This is a genomic window from Micromonospora yasonensis, assembly GCF_026013475.1.
GTDB lineage: Bacteria > Actinomycetota > Actinomycetes > Mycobacteriales > Micromonosporaceae > Micromonospora > Micromonospora yasonensis.
Map to the genome: position 1 here is coordinate 1 of NZ_JAPDPH010000047.1, position 22,558 is coordinate 22,558.

The following is a 22,558-nucleotide window of genomic DNA, read 5'->3' on the forward strand; positions in this document are numbered from 1 at the left end:
CAGGTGACCGAGCCCGCACCGCCGCACCGGCAACCCGAGGAGGGGCACCGGCACGGCCGGTTGAGCGCCCGCGCGACGGTGGTGGCCGAGCCGGCGCCGCCCGGGACGTCGCCGCTGGCCGACCCGTGGGGCGGACGGCCCGGGCTGCGGCACGTGCCGCCGGGCGAGGGGCCGTTCCGGCTGGTGGTGCTGTTGCACGGCGCGGGCGGATCGGCCCGGCACGGCCTCGACCTGCTGCTGCCGCTCGCCGACGCGCACCAACTGCTGCTGCTCGCCCCGCAGGCCATGGCGAGCACCTGGGACCTGATCGCCGAGGGGTACGGCCAGGACGTCGCCCGGATCGACGCGCTGCTGGCCGAGGCGCTCGGCACGTACCCGGTGAGCGGGGTGACGTTCGGCGGCTTCTCCGACGGGGCCTCGTACGCCCTCTCCCTGGGGTTGACCAACGGCGACCTGGTCGACGCGGTGCTGGCCTTCTCCCCCGGCTTCGCCGCACCCCTGGTCACCCACGGCCGGCCGCGGATCTTCGTCTCGCACGGCGCCGACGACCGGGTGCTCCCGGTGGACGTGTGCAGCCGGCGCCTGGTCCCCCGCCTGCACACCCTCGGCTACCCGGTGGAATACGCGGAGTTCGCCGACGGCCACGAGGTGCCGGCGGAGATCCGGCGGCAGGCGGTGGACTGGCTGGTCGGCTGACCGGGGTCAGCGGCCCGGCCCGGTGACCGCCGCGTCGACCCGGCGCAGCACCGTGGCGTCGTCGTCCCCGGCGACGCCGCGCAGCAGGTCGATGGCGGTGGCCCGGATCTGCCCGATGATCATCGCGAGCGGCAGGGTCTGGCCGGGGGTGAAGAGCCGGCCGGCGACCCGGACCGCCTCCAGCGCGGCGACGTCCGCCCGTTCGGCGTGGGTGTCGGCGATCCCCTCCTGGCCGGTGAGGTCGGCGGCGAGCGCGTCCCCAGCCGAGCGGACCGCCCCGGCCAGGGTCCGCACCGCGTTGCCGAGGTCGGCCGGGACCGGCGCCGGACCACGGGTGAGGGTGACCGCGGCGCGCGCGAGGACCCGGACGTTGCGGACGGCGTAGTCGATCTGCCGGATCGAGCCCTCCACCGAGCGCAGCCGGCCGAGGTGCTCGCGGCGGCGCAGGTTGAGCCGGAGCGCCTCGCCAGCCGCCTGCACCGCGCCGCGCAGCCGCTCCACGCCGGCGTCGGCGTGCCGGGCCCGCTCCAGCGCGGCCAGCGCCGCCTCGTCGTCGCCCCGGTCGAGCGCGGCGGCGATCTCGTCGAGCACCCCGGCCAGCTCCTGGAAGGTGTGCCGGAACTCGGCGACCAGCGGGGCGAGCGGCCGGCGGGCGTCGACGAGCTGGCTCGCCACCACGGCCACCCCGCCACCGATCAGCGCGTCGACGAACCGGAACGGGACCAGGGACTCGGTCGGCGGCGCGACGACCACCAGGTAGAGGGCGGAGACGGCGGCCTGCACCACGGTGACCGAGCTGGCGCCGATGGCCACCGCCAGGGCGACGGTGAGCAGGATGACGGTGAAGACCGTCCAGGTGGTACGCGGCCCGAGCGCCTGCACCACCAGGTCGGCGACGAGCACCCCGGCGGCCACGCCGAGCACCACCTCGACGGCCCGGCGCATCCGCTGGCCGCGCGCCTGGCCGAGCACGATCAGCGCGGCGGCCGGGGCGAAGAACGGCTGCGGGTGGCCGACCAGCCGGGTGGCGAGGATCCAGGCGACGGTGGCCGCGAGGGTGGCTTCGACGACCGGCAGCCAGCCCCGGCGCAGCCGCCCGGCCGCCTCCCGGACGGCCGCTCCGGGTCGCGGCGCGGCGTCGGACCCGCCGCGCCGGACCAGCGCGCCCCACCACGTCATCGTCGCCTCCCGTCGCCCGTGCCCCAGCACATCCTGCGCCGTGGCGGCCGGGCCGGCAGCGGTCGACGCCACTGAACGGCGGTGGCGCCGCTCACCGTGGCACGGGCGGTCAGCCGGCGGCGGCAGCGGCGGCGGCCAGCTCGGCGTACTCGGGGGAGGCGAGGAAGCGGGTGAGGATCTCCGCGGTGCCCCGGGTGTACGGCCGGCCGTCCAGCACCTCGGCCGGGGTGGTGAAGACGATCGCGGCGCCCTCGCCGACCACCACGTCGTCCTGCCGCGCGGTGGTCGGGGCGTAGAAGTAGTGCTTGACCCGGTCGACCTCGGGGAGTTCCTGGACGGCGTAGAGCCGCAGCGGGACCTCCGGACGCAGCCCGGTCTCCTCCCACAGCTCCCGGACCGCCGTCTCCTCCGCGGTCTCCCCGGGTTCGCCGTGCCCGCCGGGCAGCCCCCACATGTTCGGGTAGTACGGGGCGTGCTCGTCGCGGAGCTGGATGAGCAGCCGGCCGGCGCGGTCGACCAGCATGACGGCGGAGACAGGGTGCATCCCGCCAACCTAGTACGACCGCCACCGGCCGGCCGCCCGAGGGCCGGCAGCCAGCGGTCCTCCTTGTCGACCTGCGGCACGTACCCCTCGGCACTGGGCAGTCGCACGGTCATCGTGTCGCCGAGGTGGAAGGGCCCGAAATGGATCACCGCCGACAACCGGAAATGGTCAACCTTACAGAATATCGATCGGCCGACTTTTCGGGGTCGGCCGAATGGGAGGGGAGGCCGGTAAGATCGGCGACAAGGCTGTGACTGATCGCTGACTGCTGAGTGTGAAAGCGATCACACACACTGTCGGCATGAATACGGGACTCCGCCGCAGCCGGGCATTCCGCCTCGCGGTGTGTCTCGCCCTCGTGCCGGCGCTGAGCGGCTGCATGCAACTCAATCTCGGGCTGACTGTGAACCCGGACGACACGGTCAGCGGTCAGCTCCTGGTGACCGCCGACAAGAACCTGCTCAAGAGCCGGAACCCGGACGTGCAGACCGCCTTCGCCGACATGCGGCGGCAACTGCCCACGCTGCCCGCCGGAGACGAGAGCCGGTACGAGGACGCCCGGTTCTACGGGGTGCAGGTGGTGTACCGGAAAAAGCCGTTGTCGCAATTCACGAGCGACAGCGTAAATCTGGTCCGGGTCGACGACCGGTACCGGTTCGCGTTTCCGCTGGACCCCGATAAATATGCCGGAAAGGTGGTCGAGACGGATGCGGGAACCCGACGGACATTCGTGACCTTGATGTCTTTCGAGATCTCGGTGACCTTCCCGGGCCGGGTGCTCACCACCAACGGCACGGTGAACGGCCGGTCGGTCAGCTGGAAGGTGGACAGCAACCAGGCCAAGCCCGCCGAACTGGTCGCCGAGGCGGAGGCGCCGGCGCGCGCGTCAGCCGGGGCGACCGCCGGCCCGACGAGCAGCGGTGGCGGTTTCCCCTGGCTGGTGGTGGTCGGCGGCGTGATCGTCCTACTGCTGGTCGCCGTGGTGGTCGTCCTCCTGCTCCGCCGCCCCCGGGCGGCCCGCCGGCCCACCCGCCGCACCTCACCCCGATCGCAGCACCGCACAGCCGAAGGGGGATCGCCGTGAACGATCTCTTCACCTGGGCCGCGCTGGGCAGCCTGACCGGCGCCAGCGCCGCCACCCTCCTGGCCACCAACGTCATCGGTGGACTGCTCGGCCCGAACAGCGACAAGGCCCGCAAGTGGATCGCGCTGGGCATCGCCCTCGCGCTGTCGTACCTCACGGCGGCGTTCGCCGCCGACGCCGGCCCGGAGAAGTGGATCATCGCGTTCTTCAACGGGCTGGTCATCTTCTCCGCCGCCCTCGGCATCAACCAGCTGCCGCCCGGCAACCGGCAGGCGACGAGCGCGTCGCCGACCCAGCTCGCGCAGGGACGCGAGCCCCGCTACATCCGCTCCTGGGTCTGAGAGAGGTGACCCCATGGTCTTCGGCATCATCAGCGCCGCCGTCCACATCGTCCTCGGCGCCCTGCTCGGCCAGCTGGCCGGCGGGCTGGTCGGCCTGCTCGTCGGGGCCGTCGTCGGACTGCTGATCGGCGCGCCCTTCGGCTGGGCGGCCGCCGCGGCCGGCACGTACGGCACGGACCCGAAGGGGATCCTCCTCTTCGTGGTCGACCACACCTGGAGCCTGCTCAACACCGCGGTCGGCGCGCTCTACCTGGCCCTGCACCTGATCGTCGGACACCAGCTGGACCGGGTGGTCTCCCAGGCCAGCGGCCGGGTCAACATGGTCGAGGGCGTCTCCCCCCGGTACGCCACCACCATCGGCACGGTCTGCGCCGGGTCCAGCCCCGGCATCCAGCGGCACGAGGACGTGCACATCCTCCAGGCCCGACTGCTCGGCCCGCTCTACCTGCCACTGGTCGTGCTGAACTACGTGCTGTTCACCATCGCGCCGGTGTGGCTGCTCTGGCACGACCACACCAACGCGCCGATCAACCGGTTCACCCGGTACTTCGAGATCGGCGTCTACCCGCATGTGTGGAACGAGGCCATCGCGTACCGGATCCAGGGGACCCCGCCGCGATGACCGGCGCGATCGAGGCGGCCGTCGCGGATCTCGCGACCTGGCTGACCGGGGCGGCGGGCGACCCCGTCCCGGTCGGCCCGCCCCGCGACGACCCGGACGGCGGCCTCACGGTCTGGCCGCTGGAGCTGCGGCCGGCCCGGCAGACGGCGGCCGGCGGCGGGGCGCGCGAGCCGTACCGGTTCGTGGTCCGGCTGCTGGTCACCGGCGCCGGACCGGCGGCGCTGCCGGCGCTGGACCGGGTGCTCGCCGCGGCCGCGACCGCCGGCGAGCCGGAGGTGGTGCTCACCGCCGGCGACCCGCAGCTGTGGCGGGCGTTCGGCGTCGCGCCCCGGCCGGCGCTGCTGGTCGACGTGCCGGCGCGGATCGCCCGGCCGGCGCCGGTCGCGCCGCCCGTGCTGCACCCGCTGCGGCTGCGGCAGCTGGACATGCTCACCCTCGACGGGCGGGTGGTCGGGCCGGAACGGCAGCCGCTCGCCGCGATGCGGGTCGAGGTGATCGGCACCCCGTACGCCACGGCGACCGACCACAGCGGCCGGTTCCGCCTGGTCGGCGTGCCGCACGATCCGGACGGCCCGGACCGGCCGGTCCGGGTGCGGCTGGTCGGGCGGGGCCGCGTCCTCACCGCCGACCTCGACCCCGCCGACCCCGACCTCGTCATCGTCTGCGCTCCACCGGCCGACTGAGCCGTCTCCCCGAGGAGGACCGATGCCCAACTACTTCTCCCCCGGCATCTACGTCGAGGAGGTCCCCAGCGGCGCCCGCCCGATCGGCCCGGTCGGCACCAGCACCGCCGCCTTCGTCGGGGTCGCGCCGGACCGCACCGCGCACGTCGACAAGGCCCTCGCGGTCAACAGCTGGTCGGAGTTCCTCCGGCTGTACGCCGACGGGGACCACCTGGACAGCACCCCGCTCGCCCGGGCGGTCTTCGGCTTCCTCGACAACGGGGGCACCCGCTGCTGGGTGGTCAACGTCGGCGAGGGCGGCCAGCTCATGGGCACCGGTGGGCGGCGGGGCGGCCTGCAGGTGCTGGAGGCCATCGACGAGATCTCCATCCTGGCCGCCCCCGGCTACCACGACCCGGTGTCGCACGAGGCGCTGATCAGCATGGCCGAGCAGCTGCGGACCATGGTGGCGATCTGCGACCCACCGCCGGACGTGGCCGACATCTCCACGCTCACCCGGGTGGCCCGGCCGGACGGCGGCAAGCCCGCCGGCAAGCCCGGCGACGGGCCGCCGAAACCCGCCGACGACGATGACGGGCCGAACGGCGACCGGCCCCGGGAGTCCAGCTTCGCCGCCTTCTACTACCCGTGGATCAAGGTGCGGGACCCGCTCGGCGGCGACCTGGTGCTCACCCCGCCGAGCGGGCACGTGGCCGGCATCTGGGCCCGCACCGACGCGCTGCGCGGGGTGCACAAAGCCCCCGCCAACGAGCCGGTACGCGGCGCCGTCGACCTCGCGTACCTGGTCACCCGCCCCGAGCACGACGTGCTCAACCCCAAGGGGGTCAACGTGATCCGCTACTTCGCCGGCGAGGGGATCCGGCTCTGGGGCGCCCGTACCCTCGCCGCCGAGGCCAGCGAGTGGCGCTACCTCAACGTCCGGCGGCTCTCCATCGCCATCGAGCAGGCCATCGCCAACGGCACCCGGTGGATGGTCTTCGAGCCGAACGACTACACCCTCTGGCGGTCGATCCGGCGGGACATCGGGGCGTTCCTGACCCGGGTCTGGCGGGACGGGGCGCTGCTCGGACGGACGCCGGAGGAGGCGTTCTTCGTCAAGTGCGACGAGGAGACCAACCCGGCCGACGTCCGCGACGCCGGGATGGTGGTCGCGCACATCGGCATCGCGGTGGTCAAGCCCGCGGAGTTCGTGGTGTTCAAGCTGAGCCAGTGGGCCGGCGGCACCGAGACCGAGACGATCGGAGGCTGACATGCCGACCACGGCCACCCCGCAACCCGGCGCGCCCGTCGACCCGTACCGGGCCTACCACTTCAAGCTGCTCATCAACGGGATCACCAACGGGCACTTCACCGAGGTCAGCGGCCTGGAGGTGTACATCCCGTCGGTGACGTACAAGGAGGCCGGCAACGAGCGGATCCGGGCGGTGCCCGGCCAGGCCGAGTACGCCCCGGTCACCCTTCACTTCGGCCTGACCCAGTCCCGGGAGCTCTGGGACTGGGTGAACGCGGCGGCGAAGGGCACGGTCAGCCGGCGCAACGTCTCGGTGGTGCTGCTCGACCCGGCCGGCACCGCCGAGATGCTCCGCTGGAACATGATCAACGCGTGGCCGACCCGGTGGCGGGGCGCCCACCTCAACACCCTCGCCCAGGAGATCGCCATCGAGGCGCTGACCCTGGCGTACGAGGGGCTGGAACTGGAGTCGGGCAGTGCGGCCGCCCCGGCGTCCGCGTGACTGGCTGGCAGGGGCTCTGCGGGCGGCCGCCGACCGCGTCGCCCCGCCCCCGCCCGCAGTCCCGCCCACGCCCGCCCCGCCCGCGCCCCGCCGCCCCGGTGAGCCCCCCGAGCACTGGCTGCGCCTGGTCGCCGCCGACGCCCCCGGCCTGCTCCATTCCCCGCCCACCCTTGTCGATCAAGGAGTTTCGGTCGGCCACCGGCCCTCGGCCGACGCAAACCCCTTGATCGACGAGGACGGTGGGCCGGACTGGGCTGCGGTTGCGGCGGCCGGCGGAGGGCCTGCGGGAGGGGATCGTCCGGCCGGCGGCCCGGCAGCGGCCTGGCCGGAGCAGCCGCATGGCGACGCCGGGCGGCGCCTGGCCGGATCGGGCCCGCGCTCGGTCGGGCCCGCCGGCAGCGGGTCCGGACGAGCGGTGGCAGCCCCTGGTCCCGTACCGCCGGAAACCCCCGGCGACGGATCGACCGACGGAGCCGTAGAGGCCAGATCCACAGCCGGCCGGGGCCACACCCCGGGCGTCGTGCTCGACCTGGAGCTCGCCCGTACCCGAGTGGCGGACACCGGGCCCGAGACCGGTCCGGGAACGTCGAGGCCACAGCCGGCCACCGGCGGCGAGCTGTCCGACGCGGGCGGGCCGTCCGGCCGGCGCCGTGGCCGAGGCCGTCCCGGCGGCGACACCCGGTCCGCCCCTCCTGGCGTCGATGGCCCACCCTCCGCGCCCGGCGGTCGTGCCCGACCGACCGGGCCGGGCCCCGACCCCGTGGGGTTCCTACCCGGCGACGACGCGAGCGCGGCCCCCGCCGACGTGGCATGGCCGGGACGCCCGGCCCGCCGAACCGGGCCGGTAGCCGACCGGACCCGTCCGGACCGCCCGGCACGGCGTGGCGACGCCCCGGACGGCACGAGCGGCACCCACCGCCAGGACCTTCGGCCCGCTGGCGGCGCAGGCCGGTGGAACCGCATGCCGTCGGCGGACCTCCGGGTGCGGCTGTCGTCGCCCGGGGGACAACAAACGCACCCGAACCCGGCCGCGAACCGCTCGGCGAGCCGGGGTCCCGAGTGGACCGGCACGATCGCCGGGCAGTGGCCGGCGCTGCCCGGCGATACCGTCGCGTCCGGCCCGGACGCGACGCCGGGCGAGGCGGGCGGACCCCGCCGGGACCCGTGGCCGGCGCTCCCCGACGACCGGGAGCTGTGGCAGCCGGCGGCGGGCGCCACCGACGCGGCGCACCTGCACCGGCTCGACCGGGAACAGGCCGGTGAGTGATGGAACGCGTGGCCTTCCTCGTGGACGAGTCCGGCACCCGGGTGGACTGCCTGCTCAACCCGGAGACCGTGCAGGTCACCCGACTGGCCGGGGTACGCCCGCGGGGCGCACCCGACGGCCGGCTCACCGGGTTGGGCCTGGCCGACGACCCGCTGGTCTTCACCGGCGGTGGGCGTACCGAGCTGGTGCTGGACCTGCTCTTCGACCTCGACTTCGTGGAGACCCAGGTACGCCCCGAGGACGTCCGCGCCCTCACCCGTCCGCTGTGGCTGCTGGCGGAGAACTCCGCCACCGAGCACGGCTGGCTGCGGCCCCCACTGGTCCGGCTGGTCTGGGGCAAGACCTGGAACGTGCCCGGGGTGATCGTGGCGATCGCGGAACGGTTCGACGCGTTCACCCTCACCGGCACCCCGCGCCGCTCGTGGCTGCGGCTGAAGCTGGTCCGGGTGGCCGAGACGGCCGACGCGGCCCAGGCGGGCTTCGAGGAGGAGTTGGCCGCGGCGAGCACGCCGACCGTGCCGCCCGGGTCGGCGGTGGTCGCCGCCGCCGACGGCGCGACCGAGCCGGGCTGGTCGGGCGTGCGCTTCGACCTGCTCGCCCACGACGCGCTCGGCTCGCCCCTGCGCTGGCGGCTGCTCGCCGAGCACAACCGGATCAGCGACCCGCTGACCGTGCCGGCCGGCACCGCCCTGGCCGTCCCCCCGATCACCGCCGCGCCCCCGGCCGGCGGCGCGGTAGGCGCGAGAGGTACGCCGTGAACCGGGCGACCACGGTGACCGTCGACGGCAGCCCGCTCGCCGACCCCCGCCGGTTGCGCGGCGTCCGGGTCGCCGCCCGCCTGGACCAGCCGACCCAGTGCGAACTCACCCTGGCCACCGCGCCGGGCGCCGCCGCCCTCGACCCGCCGGTACGCCCCGGCGCCGCCCTCGACGTCCGCCTGGACGGCCGGCCGGACGCCCTGTTCACCGGCGAGGTGACCGCCGTCGAGGTGGAGTACGCCGCCGACGGCGCGGCCCTGCTGCGGATCCGGGCGTACGACCCGCTGCACCGGCTGCGCAAGCGGCAGCAGCTGCGGGTGTTCGAGTCGGTGACCGCGGCCGACCTGGCCGGGACGCTCTGCGCCGACCTCGGCCTCACCGTCGACGCGGACACCGACGGGCCGCGGCTGGACCGGCTGCTCCAGCACCGGCACACCGACCTGGAGCTGCTCCGGGAGGTCACCGGGCGGGCCGGGCTGCACCTGGCGGTGGACGGCGACCGGCTGCGCCTGCTCACCCTCGACGGGTACGGCGAACCGCTCCCCCTGGCCCTCGGCGACACCGTGCACGCGCTGCGCATCGCTGAGAACCTGGACCGGGCCGGCGGGGACAGCGTGGCGCTCGGCTGGCACCCGCAGCGCGCCGAGCCGCTGCGCCAGCAGGCCGACGCGGCCCGCTCCGGCCGGCAGGTGCCGCTGCGGCCCGAGCCGGGCGAGGTGGGCGCCGACGGGGTGCGTACCGCCGTCGACCAGCCCGGCCGCAGCGACGACGAACTGGCCGCCCTCGCGCAGGCCGGCCTGGACGCCCGGGTCGCCGCGCTGGTCACCGCCGAGGGGACGGCCGAGGGCGACCCGGCGCTGCGGCCCGGCCGACGGATCGCCCTGTCCGGCGTCCCCGACCCGGTCGCCGGCGTGTACGTGCTCACCGAGGTGGTGCACACCGTGGACGCGAACGGCCACCTGACCCGCTTCTCCACCGTGCCGCCGGAGCCGCCGCCGGCCGCCGCGCCCGCCCCGGCCACGGTCACCCTGGGCACGGTCACCGACGTCGACGACCCCGACCGGCTCGGCCGGGCCCGGGTGACCCTGCCCGCGTACGGGGACCTGGACGCGGGCTGGCTCGCGGTGGTCTGCCCGGGCGCCGGCCGGGGCAAGGGCATCGTCGCGCTGCCCGACCCCGACGACACCGTGCTGGTGGCGCTGCCCGGCGGCGAGCCGGCGTCCGGCATCGTGCTCGGCTCGCTGTTCGGGACGGTCGAGCCGTACGACGCGGGGATCGTGTCCGGGCGGTCGCGGCGCTGGTCGATGCGGACCGGCACCGGCCAGTCGATCGTCATCGACGACGACGGGCGCGCCCTGCGGCTGGCCACCGACGCGGGCAGCTTCGTCGAGCTGCGCCCCGAACTGACCACCGTGCACGCGGCCGGCGACCTGGTGCTCTCCGCGCCCGGCCGGGCCATGGTGGTCCGCGCCCGCACCGTCGATTTCCTGCAGGCGACGGCCGCCGAGGACGCCGACACCGCCGCCGCCCAGGCCCGCTCCCTCGCCCGTGCCCACGGAGGTGGCTGATGCGCTGGATCCACCGGGACTCGCTGATCACCTGCGATCACGACGGCCGGGTCGCCAACCGCCCCTCCCAGCAGTGGGTGACCGTGCAGGGCGTACCGGTGCTGGTCGAGGCCGACCCGGAGGGGCGGGACATCACCGCCTGCCCGAACTACGGCCCGACCATCAAACCCTGTGCGAAGACGCTGAAGGTGACCGTCGGCTACAGCGCCTGGGTGCGGGTCGACGGGCACCGGTTGGTGCTGTCCAACCTGGACGGGCTCACCGACGGCACCCCGCCCGGGCTGGTCCACCACACCGTCCGCGACCCGCGGCAGACCTTCCTGGGGGCGGACGCATGAGGGCCTTCCGCTTCGTCGGCGCCGGCTTCGACGCCGGTCGCACCGGCGGCCTCGCGCTGACCGCCGCCGGCGCGCTGGCCATGACCGACGGCGACGAGACCGTACGCCAGGCGCTGTTCCTGCTGCTGTCGACCACCCCCGGGGAGCGGCTGATGCGCCCCGGGTACGGCTCCCGGCTGCACCGGCTGGTCTTCGCCCCCAACGACGACACCACCGCCGGCCTGGCCATCCACTACGTGCGGCAGGCCATCCGGCGCTGGGAGCCGCGGGTCGAGGTGATGGACGTGGACGCCGGGCCCGACCCGGACGACCCGTGGCGGCTGGTGATCCGGCTGGACTACCGGGTACGGGCCAGCCTCTCCCCCGGCCAACTGGTCTTCTCCGTCGACCTGCTGCCCGACGACGACCCGGACGACCACACCGAGGAGGCCACGTCATGACGCTGCCGGTGCCGCACCTCGACGACCGCGCGTTCCTCGACCTGGTCACCGAGGCGCGGGAACGGATCCGCCGGTCCTGCCCGGACTGGACGGACCTGTCCGCGCACGACCCGGGAATGGCGCTGCTGGAGGCGTTCGCGTACCTGACCGAGGTGATGATCTACCGGCTGAACCAGTTGCCGGAGAAGGCGTACGTGGCCTTCCTCAACCTGCTCGGGGTCAGCCGGCACCCGCCGGCCGCCGCCTGGGCGGACGTCCGGTTCAGCCGGACCGGCCCGGACCGGGGCGCGGTCCGCATCCCCGCCGGCACCCGGGTCGCCGCCGCCCGCGGCGCCGACCCCCGGCCGGTCGTGTTCGTCACCATCGAGCCGGCCCTGCTGCCCGTCGGAGAGACCGACGTGACGGTACGCATGCACCACTGCGAGCCGGTCGAGGCGGAACTGCTCGGCACCGGCACCGGCCAGGCCGGCCAGGTGTACCGGGCGGCCCGGGCCCCGCTCGCGCGGACCGCCGAGGCGCTGGACCTGCTGCTCGGCGTGGAGGTGCCGGCCGGCTCGGTGGAGCTGGGCGCGGCGGCCCGCGAGCACGAGGGCCGCACGTACGAGATCTGGCGGCCGGTGGACAGCTTCGCCGGCGTCGGACCGCAGGCCAAGGTCTACCTGGTCGACCGCGCCTCCGGCGTGGTCACCTTCGCGCCCGCGCTGGACCTGCGGCCCCCCACCGCGTCCGGGCCGGACTCCGGCGCCCCGGCGGGCACCCCGGCGGCGTCGCCGGGCGGGCCGACCACGGTGGCGGCGGTACCGCCGGCCGGGCGACAGATCCGGCTCTGGTACCGCTGCGGCGGCGGGCCGGCCGGGAACGTGGCGGCCGGCACGCTGACCAGTCTGCGTGACCCGCTGCCCGGGCTGAAGGTGGAGAACCCGGAACCGGCCGGCGGCGGCCGGGACCTGGAGTCGCTGGAGTCGGCGCTGGCGCGCGGGCCGTACGAGTTCTTCGCCCAGCAGCGGGCGGTGACCGCCCGGGACTACGAGATCCTGGCCGCCGCTTCCGGCGCGGTGGCCCGGGCCCGGGCGTTCACCCGGGCCGCCGTCTACAGCTTCGCCCGGCCCGGCGAGGTCGAGGTGGTGCTGGTGCCGTACGTGCCGGACCAGGCCCGCCCCGGCGGCCGGCTGCCGGTGGACGTGCTGCGCGAGCACGAGGTCGCGGAGGCCCGCCGCGGGGTGGAGGCCGACCTGGAACGGCGCCGCGCGCTGGGCACCGCGGTCCGGGCGAGCTGGGCCCGCTACAAGGCGGTCTCCATCCGGGCCCGGGTGGTGGTCCGGCGGGAGGAGGACGTCGACGCGGTCCGCCGGCGCATCCACGACCGGCTGCACCAGACGCTCAGCCCGCTGCCCACGCCGCTCAACCCGACCGGCTGGGCGTTCGGCGAGCCGCTGCGGGCCTCGAACGTGTACCGGATGCTGGAGCACGCCGAGCCGGGCGTGCGGTACGTCGAGTCGGTCCGGTTCGTGGTGGACGAGGCGCCCGACGCGCAGGTGCGCACCCTCGCCGTCGACCAGTACCAGCCCGGCACCTGGTACGCCGGGCGCGGCCCGGTGCTGTTCCGCTCCACCAACGCCGGGGCCGGCTGGGAACCGGCCGGCCGGTTCGACGCCGAGAGCGTGGTCCGGGTGGTCCCCGCCCCTGCCCCGGTACGCCCCGGCGTGGTGCCCCGGGCCGGCTCGGTGGCCGTGGTCACCGTCCGGGACTCCGGCGGCTCCCGGGTGCGGCTGAGCACCGACCTCGGCGAGACCTGGACGCTGCTGACCGATCTGGACTCCCGGGTGCAGGACCTGGCCTGGATCGACCGGGACGGCGCGGGCGCGCTGCTGCTCGCCACCGACACCGGCCTGTACGAGGTGTCCCTGCTGCCCGGGGCGGTGCCGTTGCAGATCCTGGTCGACCCGGCCGACGCCGACCGTGGCTTCTACGCCGTCCGGGCGTTCGTCTCGGAGCGCGGCGCGCCCGGCGTGGCGGTGGCCGCGCAGGCCGGGTTCGGGGTCTACCTCTCCACCGCCGCCGGCCGCCCCGGCAGCTTCACCCACGTCGGCCTGGCCAACGTGGACAACCGGGTGCTCGCCGTGCAGTACGACGGGCCAGCCACCCTGCTGTGGAGCGGCGCCGGCGAGCCGGACCCGAAGAAGCCCGGCCAGGGCTGCCACCGGACCCGGCTGTTCGAGTCGGACGTCAAGTGGCAGGCGGTGCAGGCCGGCTGGATCGGCGGCACCTGCCGGGACCTCGCGTTCAGCGGCACCCTGGCGGTCGCCGCCACGCAGAGCGGCGGGGTGGTCCGGCTGGACACCCTCGCCGCCCAGCCGCAGTGGCAGCCGGTGGTGGTCAACTGCGGGCTGCCGCTGCGGGACCGCACCCGGTTCGTCCCGGTGGACGCGATCGCCGCCACGGCGCCGTCCGGGGCCGGTGGCGCCGACCGGTTGATCCTCGCCGGCGGTGAGCGCGGGGTGTACCGCAGCGGCGACGCCGCCGACTGGACGGCCAGCGCCAACCAGGCCACCGCCGACGTGGTCACCGTTCCCGACACCTGGCTGCTCTGCTCCGGCGAGCACGACATCGAGGTGGTGCGGCAGGATGCGCCGAGCGGCGATTGAGCGGCTGCTGCCGGCCGCATACCAGCGGGCCGCCGGCCCGGGCAGTGTGCTGGGCGCGCTGCTGGACGTGATGGAGGCGCTGCACGTCCCGGACGAGGCGGTGCTCGCCGACGTCGACGCGCTCTTCGCGCCGTACCGGACGCCGGACGGGTTCGTGGCGTACCTGACCCGGTGGGTGGCGATGGACCACGTGGTCGCCGCGCCGCGGGCGGACGCGCCGCTGCCGCTGCCGGTGGGCCGGCTGCGGGACCTGGTCGCGCACGGCGCCCTGCTGGCCCGCTGGCGCGGGACCCCGTACGGGATGCGCACCGCGCTGGAACTGGCCACCGGGGTGACCGGGTTCGGGCTGGACGAGCCGGCGGACCGTCCGTTCCACGTGGTCGTCCGGGTGCCCCCGGCCGCCGCCGACCAGCTCGCCGTGATCACCCGGATCGTCGAGGCGGAGAAGCCCGCCGCGGTCACCGTCGAGATCGTCCCCGGCCCGGCCCCGGACCCCGCCTCCCCGGGGCCGACCGGTCCCGCGACCGCCGACCAGCCCGCGCCGGACCCGACCGACGAGACGGCCGCGACACCGCCCGGGGTCGCGCCCGTGCGCGCGGTCGGCCGGGCGCACGTTCCCGCCCCCGTACCCAGCGACCAGCCGTAGAGGAGCCGCCATGACCACCGAATGGGCCGTTGTCGCCGCCGCCGAGCAGTTCACCCTCGACGCGCGCAACAGCGGCGAGCTGACCTTCACCGTCTCCAACCCGGGTGCGGCGCCGGACACCGTGGTCTTCGACGTGGCGCCGGGCGAGGGTACCCAGCGCGGCTGGTTCACCGTCGCCGAACCGCAGCGCGTGGTGCCCGGTCAGGGTTCGGTGTCCTTCCTGGTCCGCCTCACCGTGCCGCCCGGCACCCCGCCCCGGCGCTACGACATGACCGGGTTCGCGTACTCGGCGAACACCGCGCCGGAGGAGAGCTCCCGCTCCAGCGGCCGGGTGACGTACGACGTGAAGGCGGCCGTGGTCGTCAAGCGCAAGCCGTGGCCGTGGATCGCGGCCGCGGCGGCGCTGGTGCTGGTGGTGGCCGGGGTGGTCGTCTTCCTCGTGACCCGCGGCGACGACCCGCCACCGCCCCCGCCGCAGGCGCGGGTGGTGACCCTGGAGGCGGAGAGCCTGGTGCCGGGCGCGACGGTCCAGTCGACCGGTCCGGTCGCGGCGCAGGTGCTCGAACAGAAGAACTGCTGCCTGGTCACCTGGTCCGGCGACGCGCAACTGTTCTTCCTGGGCCGATCGGTCGGCGACCGGGTCACCGTCACCGTCGACCTCCCGGCCGACGGGACCTGGCGCTTCGCGACCGTGCGCACCACGTCGTTCGACTACGCCAACACCATCTTCCTGATCGACGGCCGGCAGGTCGGCGACACCTTCTTCGGCTTCACCCCCACGGTGGTGAAGACCGACTGGGTCGACGTCGGCACGGTGACCCTGAGCAAGGGCGCACACCAGGTGACCCTGGTCGCGGTGAGCAAGACGCAGGGCACCGACCGCTACTTCGCCGGCGTGGACCAGCTCCGCTTCACCCAGGTGCTGACACCGTGAGCGGACGGCAGAAGCTGCTGCTGGCGGCGCTGGCCGGGCTGCTGGTGGTGCTCTACCTGGTGGCCGTCGGCGGGGGCCGGCACGACCGCGGCAACCCGGCGGCCCGGCCCGGCTGGCTGAGCCGGCTCGGCGGCGGCAACAGCGTGGTCGACCCGGGCGACGTGGCGGTCCGCTGCGCGCCACCCGCCCCGCAACCCAGCGCGTCCGTCGAGGGCACGGTGGTCACCTTCAGCACCGGTTGCGTGCTGCGGGTCGCCGACCCGGGCGGTCTGCGCACCCTGGTGCTGCGCAGCGGGGCGCCCTTCGAGGTGACCGCGCCGGCGCCGCGCGACGCGGCGGTCACCGTCCACGACGAGGTGACACCCGGCGACGACGGTACGGCGGTGGCGAAGGTGGCCGTCGACCGGGAGACCGATGTCGTCCTCGGCTGCCCGGGAGGTGGCGGATGCACGGTCACCGTCGCCCGGTCCTGACCGGCGGGGAGGTACGCCATGGGTGAGCTACGCAAACCGTTCCTGCTGCTGGCGCTGCTCGCGGTGGCCCTGGTGGTCGGTCTGGAGCTGGGATCGGCGCTGCTCACCGGCGGCGGCGACGCCGGTGGCGCGCTGCGGGACAGTGCCGGCCGGCTCGGCGTCGAGCCGGGCGAGGTCGGCGCGGTCACCCAACCGTCCGGCCGGGGCACCGGCCAGTTGGCGCTGATCGACGTGGTGGCGCTGTGGACCACCGGCCTGTTCAGCCTGAGCCTGGTGGTGCCGGACCGGATCCAGGGCCGGATCCAGGGCGCGGCCACCCTGGTCTTCTCGATCGTGCTGCTGATCGTGTCGTTCGTGCTGCTGATCGTCACCTTCGTCGAGCTGACCATCATGGTCTCGCTGTTCCTGGCCGCGCCGTTCGGCACCCTCGCCTACCTGGCGCTGTGGGGGTTCTTCCCGGTCGGCGAGGCGTCCGCGCTGCTCGGCCTGGTGCTGCTGCTCAAGCTGCTCTGGGGCGGCCTGCTGCTGCTCGCCCAGCCGCGCTTCGTGCAGAACAAGGGCCTGGTGCTGCTGGCGCTGACCACGCTGCTCTGCACCGTGGTGCTGGAGTTCCTGCACCGGCTGGTGCCGGGGATCCTGGTCAGCATCACCGACGACATCGGGGCGCTGGTCTTCGCCGTGGTGGCGCTCATCTGGGCCGTGGTCCTGCTGATCGGCTCCGTCCCCGCCATCGTCAAGGCCGTCCGCAGCACCGCCACCACCTCCCGCCCCACCGCCCGCACCGGCTGACCGCGACGTCCGCCGATCAGGCAAGGGCTTTCCCGGCGGTGCTGCGGTAGCCTCTCGGCGACCGAGCTGAGCAAGGGGGTCGGATGGCGACGTTGGCCGACGTCGCCCGCCGGGCGGGCGTCTCCCCCGCGACCGCGTCGCGGGTCATCAACGGCAGCAGCAAGCCGGTCGCGGAGGCGCTCCGCGAGCGGGTGCTCAAGGCCGTCGCCGAGCTGCGCTACGTCCCGAACGCGCACGCGCAACTGCTGGCCCGGCCGCAGCGCAGCGTGGTCGGGGTGATCGTGCACGACGTCTCCGACCCGTACTTCGCGGAGGTCACCCGGGGACTGCAACGGGTCGCCACCGAGCGGGGCCGGCTGGTCATCATCTGCAACAGCTACCGGGACCCGGATCGGGAACTGGAGTACGTCGACCTGCTCCGGGCGCAACAGGTGGCGGCGATCGTGCTGGCCGGCTCGGGCTACCACGACGACGGGGTCAACGCGCTGCTGGACGAGCGGCTCACCGCGTACGCGGCCACCGGCGGGCGGGTGTCGGTGATCGGCCGGCACCGGCACCAGGGCGACGCCGTGCTGCCGGCCAACGCCGACGGCGCCCGGCTGCTCGGCGCGGAGCTGCGCCGGCTCGGTCACCGGACGGTCGGCGTCGTCTCCGGCCCGGCGACGCTCACCACCACCAGCGACCGGCTCGCCGGCCTCCGCGAGGGACTGGCCGGGCCGCTGCCGCCGCAGCGGATCCGGTACGCCGACTTCACCCGCGACGGCGGCGCCCAGGCCACGGCGGAACTGCTGGACGCCGTACCGGGACTGACCGCCGTCGTGGCGCTCAACGACGCGATGGCCGTCGGTGCCCTGGGCGTGCTGCGCGAGCGCGGGACGCGGGTGCCGGTCGAGGTCTCCGTGGTCGGCTTCGACGACATGCCGATCGCCGCCGACGTGACCCCGGCACTGACCACGGTCCGGCTGCCCCTGGCCGCGTTGGGCGCCCGGGCGATGACCCTGGCGCTGGACCCGGCCGAGGACCGGGACCGGGTGGAAACCCTCCCCGCCGAGCTGGTCCACCGGGACAGCCTCGGCCCCGCCCCGGCCTGAGCGGCCCGCACCAGCCACCCACCGGACGGCCGGGGGCCGGCGGACGGCCCGGTCGGTCAGGACCGCCCGGCCGCTTCCCGCGCCCGCCGGGCGGCCCGGCGGGCGCGGAGCACCCGCACCGCCACCAGCAGCAGCACCAGGCCAAGCACCGCCTCGCCCACCCAGCCGAGCCGCCGCTCCAACAGCCGGTACGACGCACCGGCCAGGTAGCCGAGCACGGCCACGGTGACCGCCCAGAGCCCGCCACCGGCCACGTTCGCCACGGTGAACACGCCGCGCGGGATGCCACTCATCCCGGCCAGCCCGGGCACCAGCGCGCGCAGCGCCGCCGCCCACCGGCCGAACACCACCGCCGCCGCACCCCGGCGGCGGATCAGGTCCAGCGCTCGGCGCACCTCGCCGGCGCGGGCGAACCGGCGAGGTATGCGCGCCAGCAGCCGGTGGCCGTACCGGCGGCCGACCAGATAGCCGATCTGGTCGCCGAGGGCCGCCCCGGCGACCGCCGCCACGATCACCGCCCACAGCGGCAGCCGCCCCTCGTGGGCGAGCACCCCGCCGACCAGCACCGCCACCTCGCCGGGCACCAGCAGGCCGAGGAAGGTCGACGCCTCCAGCGCCGGCAGCAGGAAGACCAGGGCCAGGACCAGGGCGGGCGGCAGCGCCACCAGCAGGTTCAGCACCCGGTCCATCCGCCGATTGTCACTCGTGGACCGCATGTCCGCCCGCTGTCCCAGGACGGGCCACGGCATCCGGGCAGCGGTACCGAGCGTCCGGCTTGACGGGGACGCCGCCGGGTCGGAGAGTGGTCCCGACCCCCGTCGAGAACAATAGGGTGAGAACCGGGCGGTGACCGCGCCAGCGAGCGTCCAGGCCCGGGAACGTGCACGGGACGGGGGACCGGACGTGGAGGGTGGGACAGCCGCCGGGACCGGCCGGGTCCTCACCATCGACCTGCCGGCCGACCCGGGGCAGCTCGCCCCCACCCGGGAGCGGCTGCGCGGCTGGCTGCACGCCCTGGGCGTGGCCGAGTGGGACGTCGAGACGGTGCTCATCGCCACCGGGGAGGCCTGCGCCAACGCCATCGAGCACGGCTACCGCTTCGCCCCCGCCGGGATCACCACGCTGCGCGCCGAGCTGCGCGCCGACCGGCTGGAGATCGAGGTACGCGACCACGGCAGCTGGCGCGAGGTGGACGGCGGGGCCGGCACCGACCGGGGCCGGGGCCGGCTGATCATGGCACGGGTGATGGACGAGGCGACCATCGTCGGCACCCCCCAGGGGACGACGGTACGCCTGGTCAAGCGGCTTTCCGGCCACCGCTGACGATCGTCGGGTGGCCGACGGCCGTCCCCACCCGTAATGAAGATCCGCTATAAGTGGACCATGGAGTTCCCCGCGTACCTCGCCACCATGCCGATGCACGCGATCACCGAGATCCACGGCGAGCCGGGCCTGCTGGCCCGGTTCCGCCTCGAGATCGAGGCGTTCGACGAGGCCGCCCGGAACCGGCTCACCGCGGCCCTCGACCTGGCCGCCGAGCTGCACCGCGACGACCGGCGGGTGCGCGAGCCGTACCTCAACCACCTGCTCCGGGTGGCGATCCGGATGATGCACCACTACCAGGTGCGGGACGTGGACGTGATCGTCGCGGGCCTGCTGCACGACGCGGTGGAGGACCACCCGGCGGAGCTGGCCGGCGCGGACACCACCGATCCGACGGCGGCGGCCCTCGCGGCGCTCGCCGACCGGTTCGGCCCACGGGTCGCCCGGCTGGTCGGCGCGGTGACCAACCCGGCGTACGACCCGGGGCGCGACAAGCACGTCCAGTACCGCGAGCACGTGGCGGCCAGCCTGGACCGGGAGCCGTGGGCCCGGGTGATCAAGGTGTCTGACTTCACCGACAACGGCGTCGGCGTGATCCACACGATCGGGCCGAAGGTGGCCCGATCGGCGGCCAAGTACCGGCCGCTGGTACCGGTCTTCCGGGACCTGATCGCGCGACCAGACACCCCGCTGTCAACCGCGGTGAAGCGGCACATCTTCGCCCAGCTCGACCTCGCCGAGGAACGCTTCAGCGCCATCCTCGACCACGCCACCTGATCAGGCGGCGGCGGGTGGGGCACTCAGCGGGGGTCGGCGGGTGGGACGCCGACGTGGCCGCCCAGGGCGGCGGCGATCCGGTGGCGCAGCGCGGGCAGCCGGTCGGCCCGGTCGTGCAGCAGCACCCGCAGCGAGTGGCGCCCGCCGGCGGCGACCCCGCCCAGTACGTCGAGCAGGGTGCCGAACTGCGCGGGCGGCTCGTCGGCCAGCAGGTCACCGGCGTCCCGGACGACCAGGGTGAGCGGGCCCGCGTCGAGTCGGTCGGCCAGCACGTCGGCGAGCGCGTCCCAGTTGCGGCCGAAGTGCTCCGGCAGGGCCAGAGCCGTGGTCAGCGCGTCGAAGAGGTCGTCCCGGGTACGGGCGCTCGCCCCGCCGATGGCGGTCCCGCCCGGCTCGGCGTCCGGCGCGCCGTCGAAGGCCAGCCAGGCCGGCAGGTGCGGCTGCGCTGCGGCCATTTGTTCATCCTTTCCCGTCGGGCCGGTCGGGCCGGCAGTGCGACCCGACCTCCCGACACGATGTCAGAGCAGGTAGAAGTTCGCGTAGTGATCGGGCGAGAACCAGGTCGCCCCGGTGCTCTTGTTCACCACGATCCGGTAGGCGTCCCGGGGCGCGCCGCAGGCGCGCGGGTAGACGTCGTACTCGTAGTAGGTGGCGTTGGTGGGGAGCTGGCCCTCGTAGTTGTAGAACCGGCCGCCGGCGAAGTTGCACAGCCCGCCGCTCCACGAGTACCAGCCGCGGGTGGTCGGGAAGCCCTTGGCGGACCAGCCCGAGCGCGCGGTCCGGGCGTCCGTGCAGCGGGTCATCGTGCAGGAGCTGTAGACGGCGGCGTGGGCCGGCTCGGCGAGCGTCGGCGACACCACCGACGGGCCGACGAGCCCGGTGGCGACCATAGCCGTGAGCAGGGCGAGGGCGCCGAGGACGCGGCGTACGCGGGCGCCGGTGGCGCGGAGCGGGGTCGCGGGCGTGGTCATGGGGTCCTCCCGGTCTGGGGCGACTAGACATCGATCGACATCGTTTTGCCGGTCGGGCCCCAGTCTGGCGGTGATCCTCTCGGACGGACAAGCCCTCGGCGGAAACCGTTTCCAAATGCCGGATGAACGCTGGATGAGCCACCCGACAAGGGGTGCGGGTGGCGCGGCTCGGCGCGGTCCCACTGGTCGGCTGGGGGCGATCTGCCGCGCCGGTTCCATAGATAGTGCCGTCTCGATACCTATGGCCGCTTGTTGGGATCCGGCACAGCGGTAGGCACGAAGGTCAGGCAGCTTTGAAGACAGTGTCCAAGTGCCACTCGAGGAACTCGGCGTTGGGCCTCTCATCCCGCCGCTCCGGCACGACGATCGGCATGCCAGCTCTGGCGTAAAACTGGTCGCCGTTGCCGAATTCGCTACGCAGCCGAGGGCTGACCAGCAGTCGGTATTTCGGGTCCACGCCTAGGTATCCGCGGTCGAAGAGGATGTGGACGTCCGACTTGAGCAGGAGGCCGTTGTCGATGCGGTGCTCGCCGCCATGCGGAAGCGGTCGGATGTGGGCCGCCTGCAATACCGGCCGAACCTTGTTCCCGGTAATAGCACACCGCCGCCCATAGGCACCGAGGACCACCGCTTTGAACGACTGCTGGCCAAGGCGCTGCGGCACCAGGCGGGCGTCACCGTACACCGGCCCGGGTCGATGCCAGGGCTCGCTGACATCCAGGTCGACCGTGACACCCAGGAGACGGTGCAGGAGAAGATCGAAGTACCCAGCCACCGCCGGATCGGCAAGCTCGTACGTCTTTCCCTGCACCACGTTGGACGCGAAGCCCGGGGGCGGATCCGCCGTCGAGTCATCGGGGAAGAAGACGCCGTCCCGGACGAAGATGCAGCCGATGGTCGGATCTTCGTCAAGTCCGATCGGCTGGTTACGGTACCGCCCGACGCTGCGGCGCATCTCGTCCAGGCTCGCGACGCCGTTGGCCTCACCGAACAGTTCCCACGCCTCAGAGATCCGCAACTGCGTGAAGCCGCTGAAAAAGCCTCCTCCGACTATCCGGTTGAGGGGGTAGTGCGCCTTGAAGAAGAAGGGTTCACCGGGTGTGAGAGCACGAAAGCCACCACCGGACGGTCGCCAGAAGTTGACCTCCGTCAGGCCGGGGCGTTCAGCCAGAAACCGGTACCAGTTTTGGTCCGTCACGCCGACGAAGGTCTTCACGCCCATCAGCGTGCACCCGACCCGATCTCCGCACCACCCCCGAAAGGTCAGCCCTTCTGAAGGCCAGAAACCTCAGGGCTCCCGCATCCAGGCCTTTGGATCGGTCACGAAGACGCCCTTGCCCTGCTGGCGTCGGATCACCCGCAGCGCTTCCAGCCTGGCATAGGCCATCTGCACGGTTCCGTGGCTGACGTCGTAGCGATCGCGCAGCTCGGCAATCGAGGGCAGCTTGTCCCCCGGCTTCAACTTGTTGGACCTGACGTCGGCGATCACATCGTCGGCGATGCGCCAGTAATCCGGCACTTCTCGCATGGCACTCCTCGCGTGGCGATCCGATTCGATCACACCGCGACGCGCCTAACAAGCAGCGTTGACTCATCTGACATGTCTAGATATGTTGAAGCGGAGCCCGTCCTCGCGTGGCACCGAGTTCGGCTCAT

Annotated in this window: 27 protein-coding genes; 20 read left to right on the forward strand and 7 right to left on the reverse strand. The window is 74.4% G+C overall.

Annotated elements, in window-relative coordinates; genetic code table 11:
• Nucleotides 1–696: alpha/beta hydrolase (locus ONA70_RS12740; RefSeq protein WP_319956962.1), on the forward strand; the 696-nt coding region annotated here is incomplete at its 5' end.
• Between the two features lie 6 nt (nt 697–702).
• On the opposite strand, the gene ONA70_RS12745 is transcribed toward ONA70_RS12740, so the two are convergent.
• Nucleotides 703–1,947, reverse strand: a complete 1,245-nt coding sequence (locus ONA70_RS12745; RefSeq protein WP_265006605.1) for an FUSC family protein — start codon at nt 1,945–1,947, stop codon at nt 703–705.
• Between the two features lie 37 nt (nt 1,948–1,984).
• Complete coding sequence (locus tag ONA70_RS12750) at nt 1,985–2,419, reverse strand: NUDIX hydrolase (protein WP_265006606.1); 435 nt, start codon at nt 2,417–2,419, stop codon at nt 1,985–1,987.
• Nucleotides 2,420–2,720: 301 nt separating this feature from the next.
• On the opposite strand from ONA70_RS12750, the gene ONA70_RS12755 reads away from it, so the two are divergent.
• The 17 genes from ONA70_RS12755 (at nt 2,721) to ONA70_RS12835 (ending at nt 17,831) form a co-directional block, all read left to right on the forward strand.
• Nucleotides 2,721–3,503: an LppM family (lipo)protein gene (locus tag ONA70_RS12755; RefSeq protein ID WP_265006607.1), complete on the forward strand. Its 783-nt coding sequence runs from the start codon at nt 2,721–2,723 to the stop codon at nt 3,501–3,503.
• Nucleotides 3,500–3,844, forward strand: coding sequence for a hypothetical protein (locus ONA70_RS12760; protein ID WP_265006608.1), 345 nt, complete (start codon nt 3,500–3,502; stop codon nt 3,842–3,844). The genes ONA70_RS12755 and ONA70_RS12760 overlap by 4 nt, the downstream gene beginning before the upstream one ends.
• 13 nt (nt 3,845–3,857) lie before the next feature.
• A complete protein-coding gene (locus ONA70_RS12765; protein WP_265006609.1) occupies nt 3,858–4,466 on the forward strand; it encodes a glycine zipper family protein in 609 nt (202 codons plus the stop codon).
• Entirely contained in the window at nt 4,463–5,149 is a 687-nt protein-coding gene (locus tag ONA70_RS12770; protein WP_265006610.1) for a carboxypeptidase-like regulatory domain-containing protein, read from the forward strand. The genes ONA70_RS12765 and ONA70_RS12770 overlap by 4 nt, the downstream gene beginning before the upstream one ends.
• A gap of 22 nt (nt 5,150–5,171) precedes the next feature.
• Nucleotides 5,172–6,398: a phage tail sheath family protein gene (locus ONA70_RS12775; protein WP_265006611.1), complete on the forward strand. Its 1,227-nt coding sequence runs from the start codon at nt 5,172–5,174 to the stop codon at nt 6,396–6,398.
• A gap of 1 nt (nt 6,399) precedes the next feature.
• Complete coding sequence (locus ONA70_RS12780) at nt 6,400–6,882, forward strand: phage tail protein (protein ID WP_265006612.1); 483 nt, start codon at nt 6,400–6,402, stop codon at nt 6,880–6,882.
• 961 nt (nt 6,883–7,843) lie between these two features.
• A complete protein-coding gene (locus ONA70_RS12785) occupies nt 7,844–8,149 on the forward strand; it encodes a hypothetical protein (RefSeq protein WP_265006613.1) in 306 nt (101 codons plus the stop codon).
• Nucleotides 8,149–8,907 (forward strand): CIS tube protein, encoded by a 759-nt coding sequence (locus ONA70_RS12790; protein ID WP_265006614.1) that lies wholly within the window; start codon nt 8,149–8,151, stop codon nt 8,905–8,907. The genes ONA70_RS12785 and ONA70_RS12790 overlap by 1 nt, the downstream gene beginning before the upstream one ends.
• Complete coding sequence (locus tag ONA70_RS12795) at nt 8,904–10,475, forward strand: phage baseplate assembly protein V (RefSeq protein ID WP_265006615.1); 1,572 nt, start codon at nt 8,904–8,906, stop codon at nt 10,473–10,475. The genes ONA70_RS12790 and ONA70_RS12795 overlap by 4 nt, the downstream gene beginning before the upstream one ends.
• Nucleotides 10,475–10,813, forward strand: coding sequence for a hypothetical protein (locus ONA70_RS12800; protein WP_265006616.1), 339 nt, complete (start codon nt 10,475–10,477; stop codon nt 10,811–10,813). Before ONA70_RS12795 ends, ONA70_RS12800 begins: the two co-directional genes overlap by 1 nt.
• Complete coding sequence (locus tag ONA70_RS12805) at nt 10,810–11,253, forward strand: GPW/gp25 family protein (protein ID WP_265006617.1); 444 nt, start codon at nt 10,810–10,812, stop codon at nt 11,251–11,253. Before ONA70_RS12800 ends, ONA70_RS12805 begins: the two co-directional genes overlap by 4 nt.
• Nucleotides 11,250–13,898, forward strand: a complete 2,649-nt coding sequence (locus tag ONA70_RS12810) for a putative baseplate assembly protein (RefSeq protein WP_265006618.1) — start codon at nt 11,250–11,252, stop codon at nt 13,896–13,898. Before ONA70_RS12805 ends, ONA70_RS12810 begins: the two co-directional genes overlap by 4 nt.
• A complete protein-coding gene (locus ONA70_RS12815) occupies nt 13,879–14,544 on the forward strand; it encodes a phage tail protein (protein ID WP_265006619.1) in 666 nt (221 codons plus the stop codon). The genes ONA70_RS12810 and ONA70_RS12815 overlap by 20 nt, the downstream gene beginning before the upstream one ends.
• 10 nt (nt 14,545–14,554) lie before the next feature.
• Entirely contained in the window at nt 14,555–15,478 is a 924-nt protein-coding gene (locus tag ONA70_RS12820; RefSeq protein ID WP_265006620.1) for a carbohydrate-binding protein, read from the forward strand.
• The gene (locus tag ONA70_RS12825; protein WP_265006621.1) at nt 15,475–15,951 is read left to right on the forward strand and encodes a hypothetical protein; all 477 of its coding nucleotides are present in this window, start codon (nt 15,475–15,477) and stop codon (nt 15,949–15,951) included. Before ONA70_RS12820 ends, ONA70_RS12825 begins: the two co-directional genes overlap by 4 nt.
• Nucleotides 15,952–15,969: 18 nt before the next feature.
• Nucleotides 15,970–16,740, forward strand: coding sequence for a hypothetical protein (locus ONA70_RS12830; protein WP_265006622.1), 771 nt, complete (start codon nt 15,970–15,972; stop codon nt 16,738–16,740).
• 83 nt (nt 16,741–16,823) lie between these two features.
• The gene (locus ONA70_RS12835; protein ID WP_265006623.1) at nt 16,824–17,831 is read left to right on the forward strand and encodes a LacI family DNA-binding transcriptional regulator; all 1,008 of its coding nucleotides are present in this window, start codon (nt 16,824–16,826) and stop codon (nt 17,829–17,831) included.
• A 56-nt stretch (nt 17,832–17,887) separates the two neighbouring features.
• On the opposite strand, the gene ONA70_RS12840 is transcribed toward ONA70_RS12835, so the two are convergent.
• Complete coding sequence (locus tag ONA70_RS12840; RefSeq protein WP_265006624.1) at nt 17,888–18,520, reverse strand: DedA family protein; 633 nt, start codon at nt 18,518–18,520, stop codon at nt 17,888–17,890.
• Nucleotides 18,521–18,677: 157 nt separating this feature from the next.
• On the opposite strand from ONA70_RS12840, the gene ONA70_RS12845 reads away from it, so the two are divergent.
• Both ONA70_RS12845 and ONA70_RS12850 read left to right on the forward strand, forming a co-directional pair.
• Entirely contained in the window at nt 18,678–19,154 is a 477-nt protein-coding gene (locus ONA70_RS12845; RefSeq protein WP_265006625.1) for an ATP-binding protein, read from the forward strand.
• A 60-nt stretch (nt 19,155–19,214) separates the two neighbouring features.
• Nucleotides 19,215–19,931, forward strand: a complete 717-nt coding sequence (locus tag ONA70_RS12850; protein WP_265006626.1) for an HD domain-containing protein — start codon at nt 19,215–19,217, stop codon at nt 19,929–19,931.
• A gap of 23 nt (nt 19,932–19,954) precedes the next feature.
• Here the strand turns inward: ONA70_RS12850 and ONA70_RS12855 are convergent, their stop codons facing one another.
• From ONA70_RS12855 to ONA70_RS12870, 4 genes are all read right to left on the reverse strand, one after another.
• On the reverse strand, nt 19,955–20,386 hold the full coding sequence (locus ONA70_RS12855) for a barstar family protein (protein WP_265006627.1): 432 nt from the start codon (nt 20,384–20,386) through the stop codon (nt 19,955–19,957).
• A 63-nt stretch (nt 20,387–20,449) separates the two neighbouring features.
• A complete protein-coding gene (locus ONA70_RS12860) occupies nt 20,450–20,902 on the reverse strand; it encodes a ribonuclease domain-containing protein (protein ID WP_265006628.1) in 453 nt (150 codons plus the stop codon).
• 283 nt (nt 20,903–21,185) lie between these two features.
• Nucleotides 21,186–22,118, reverse strand: coding sequence for an HNH endonuclease (locus tag ONA70_RS12865; protein WP_265006629.1), 933 nt, complete (start codon nt 22,116–22,118; stop codon nt 21,186–21,188).
• 72 nt (nt 22,119–22,190) lie between these two features.
• Nucleotides 22,191–22,430: a winged helix-turn-helix domain-containing protein gene (locus ONA70_RS12870; protein WP_265006630.1), complete on the reverse strand. Its 240-nt coding sequence runs from the start codon at nt 22,428–22,430 to the stop codon at nt 22,191–22,193.
• Nucleotides 22,431–22,558 lie beyond the last annotated feature (128 nt).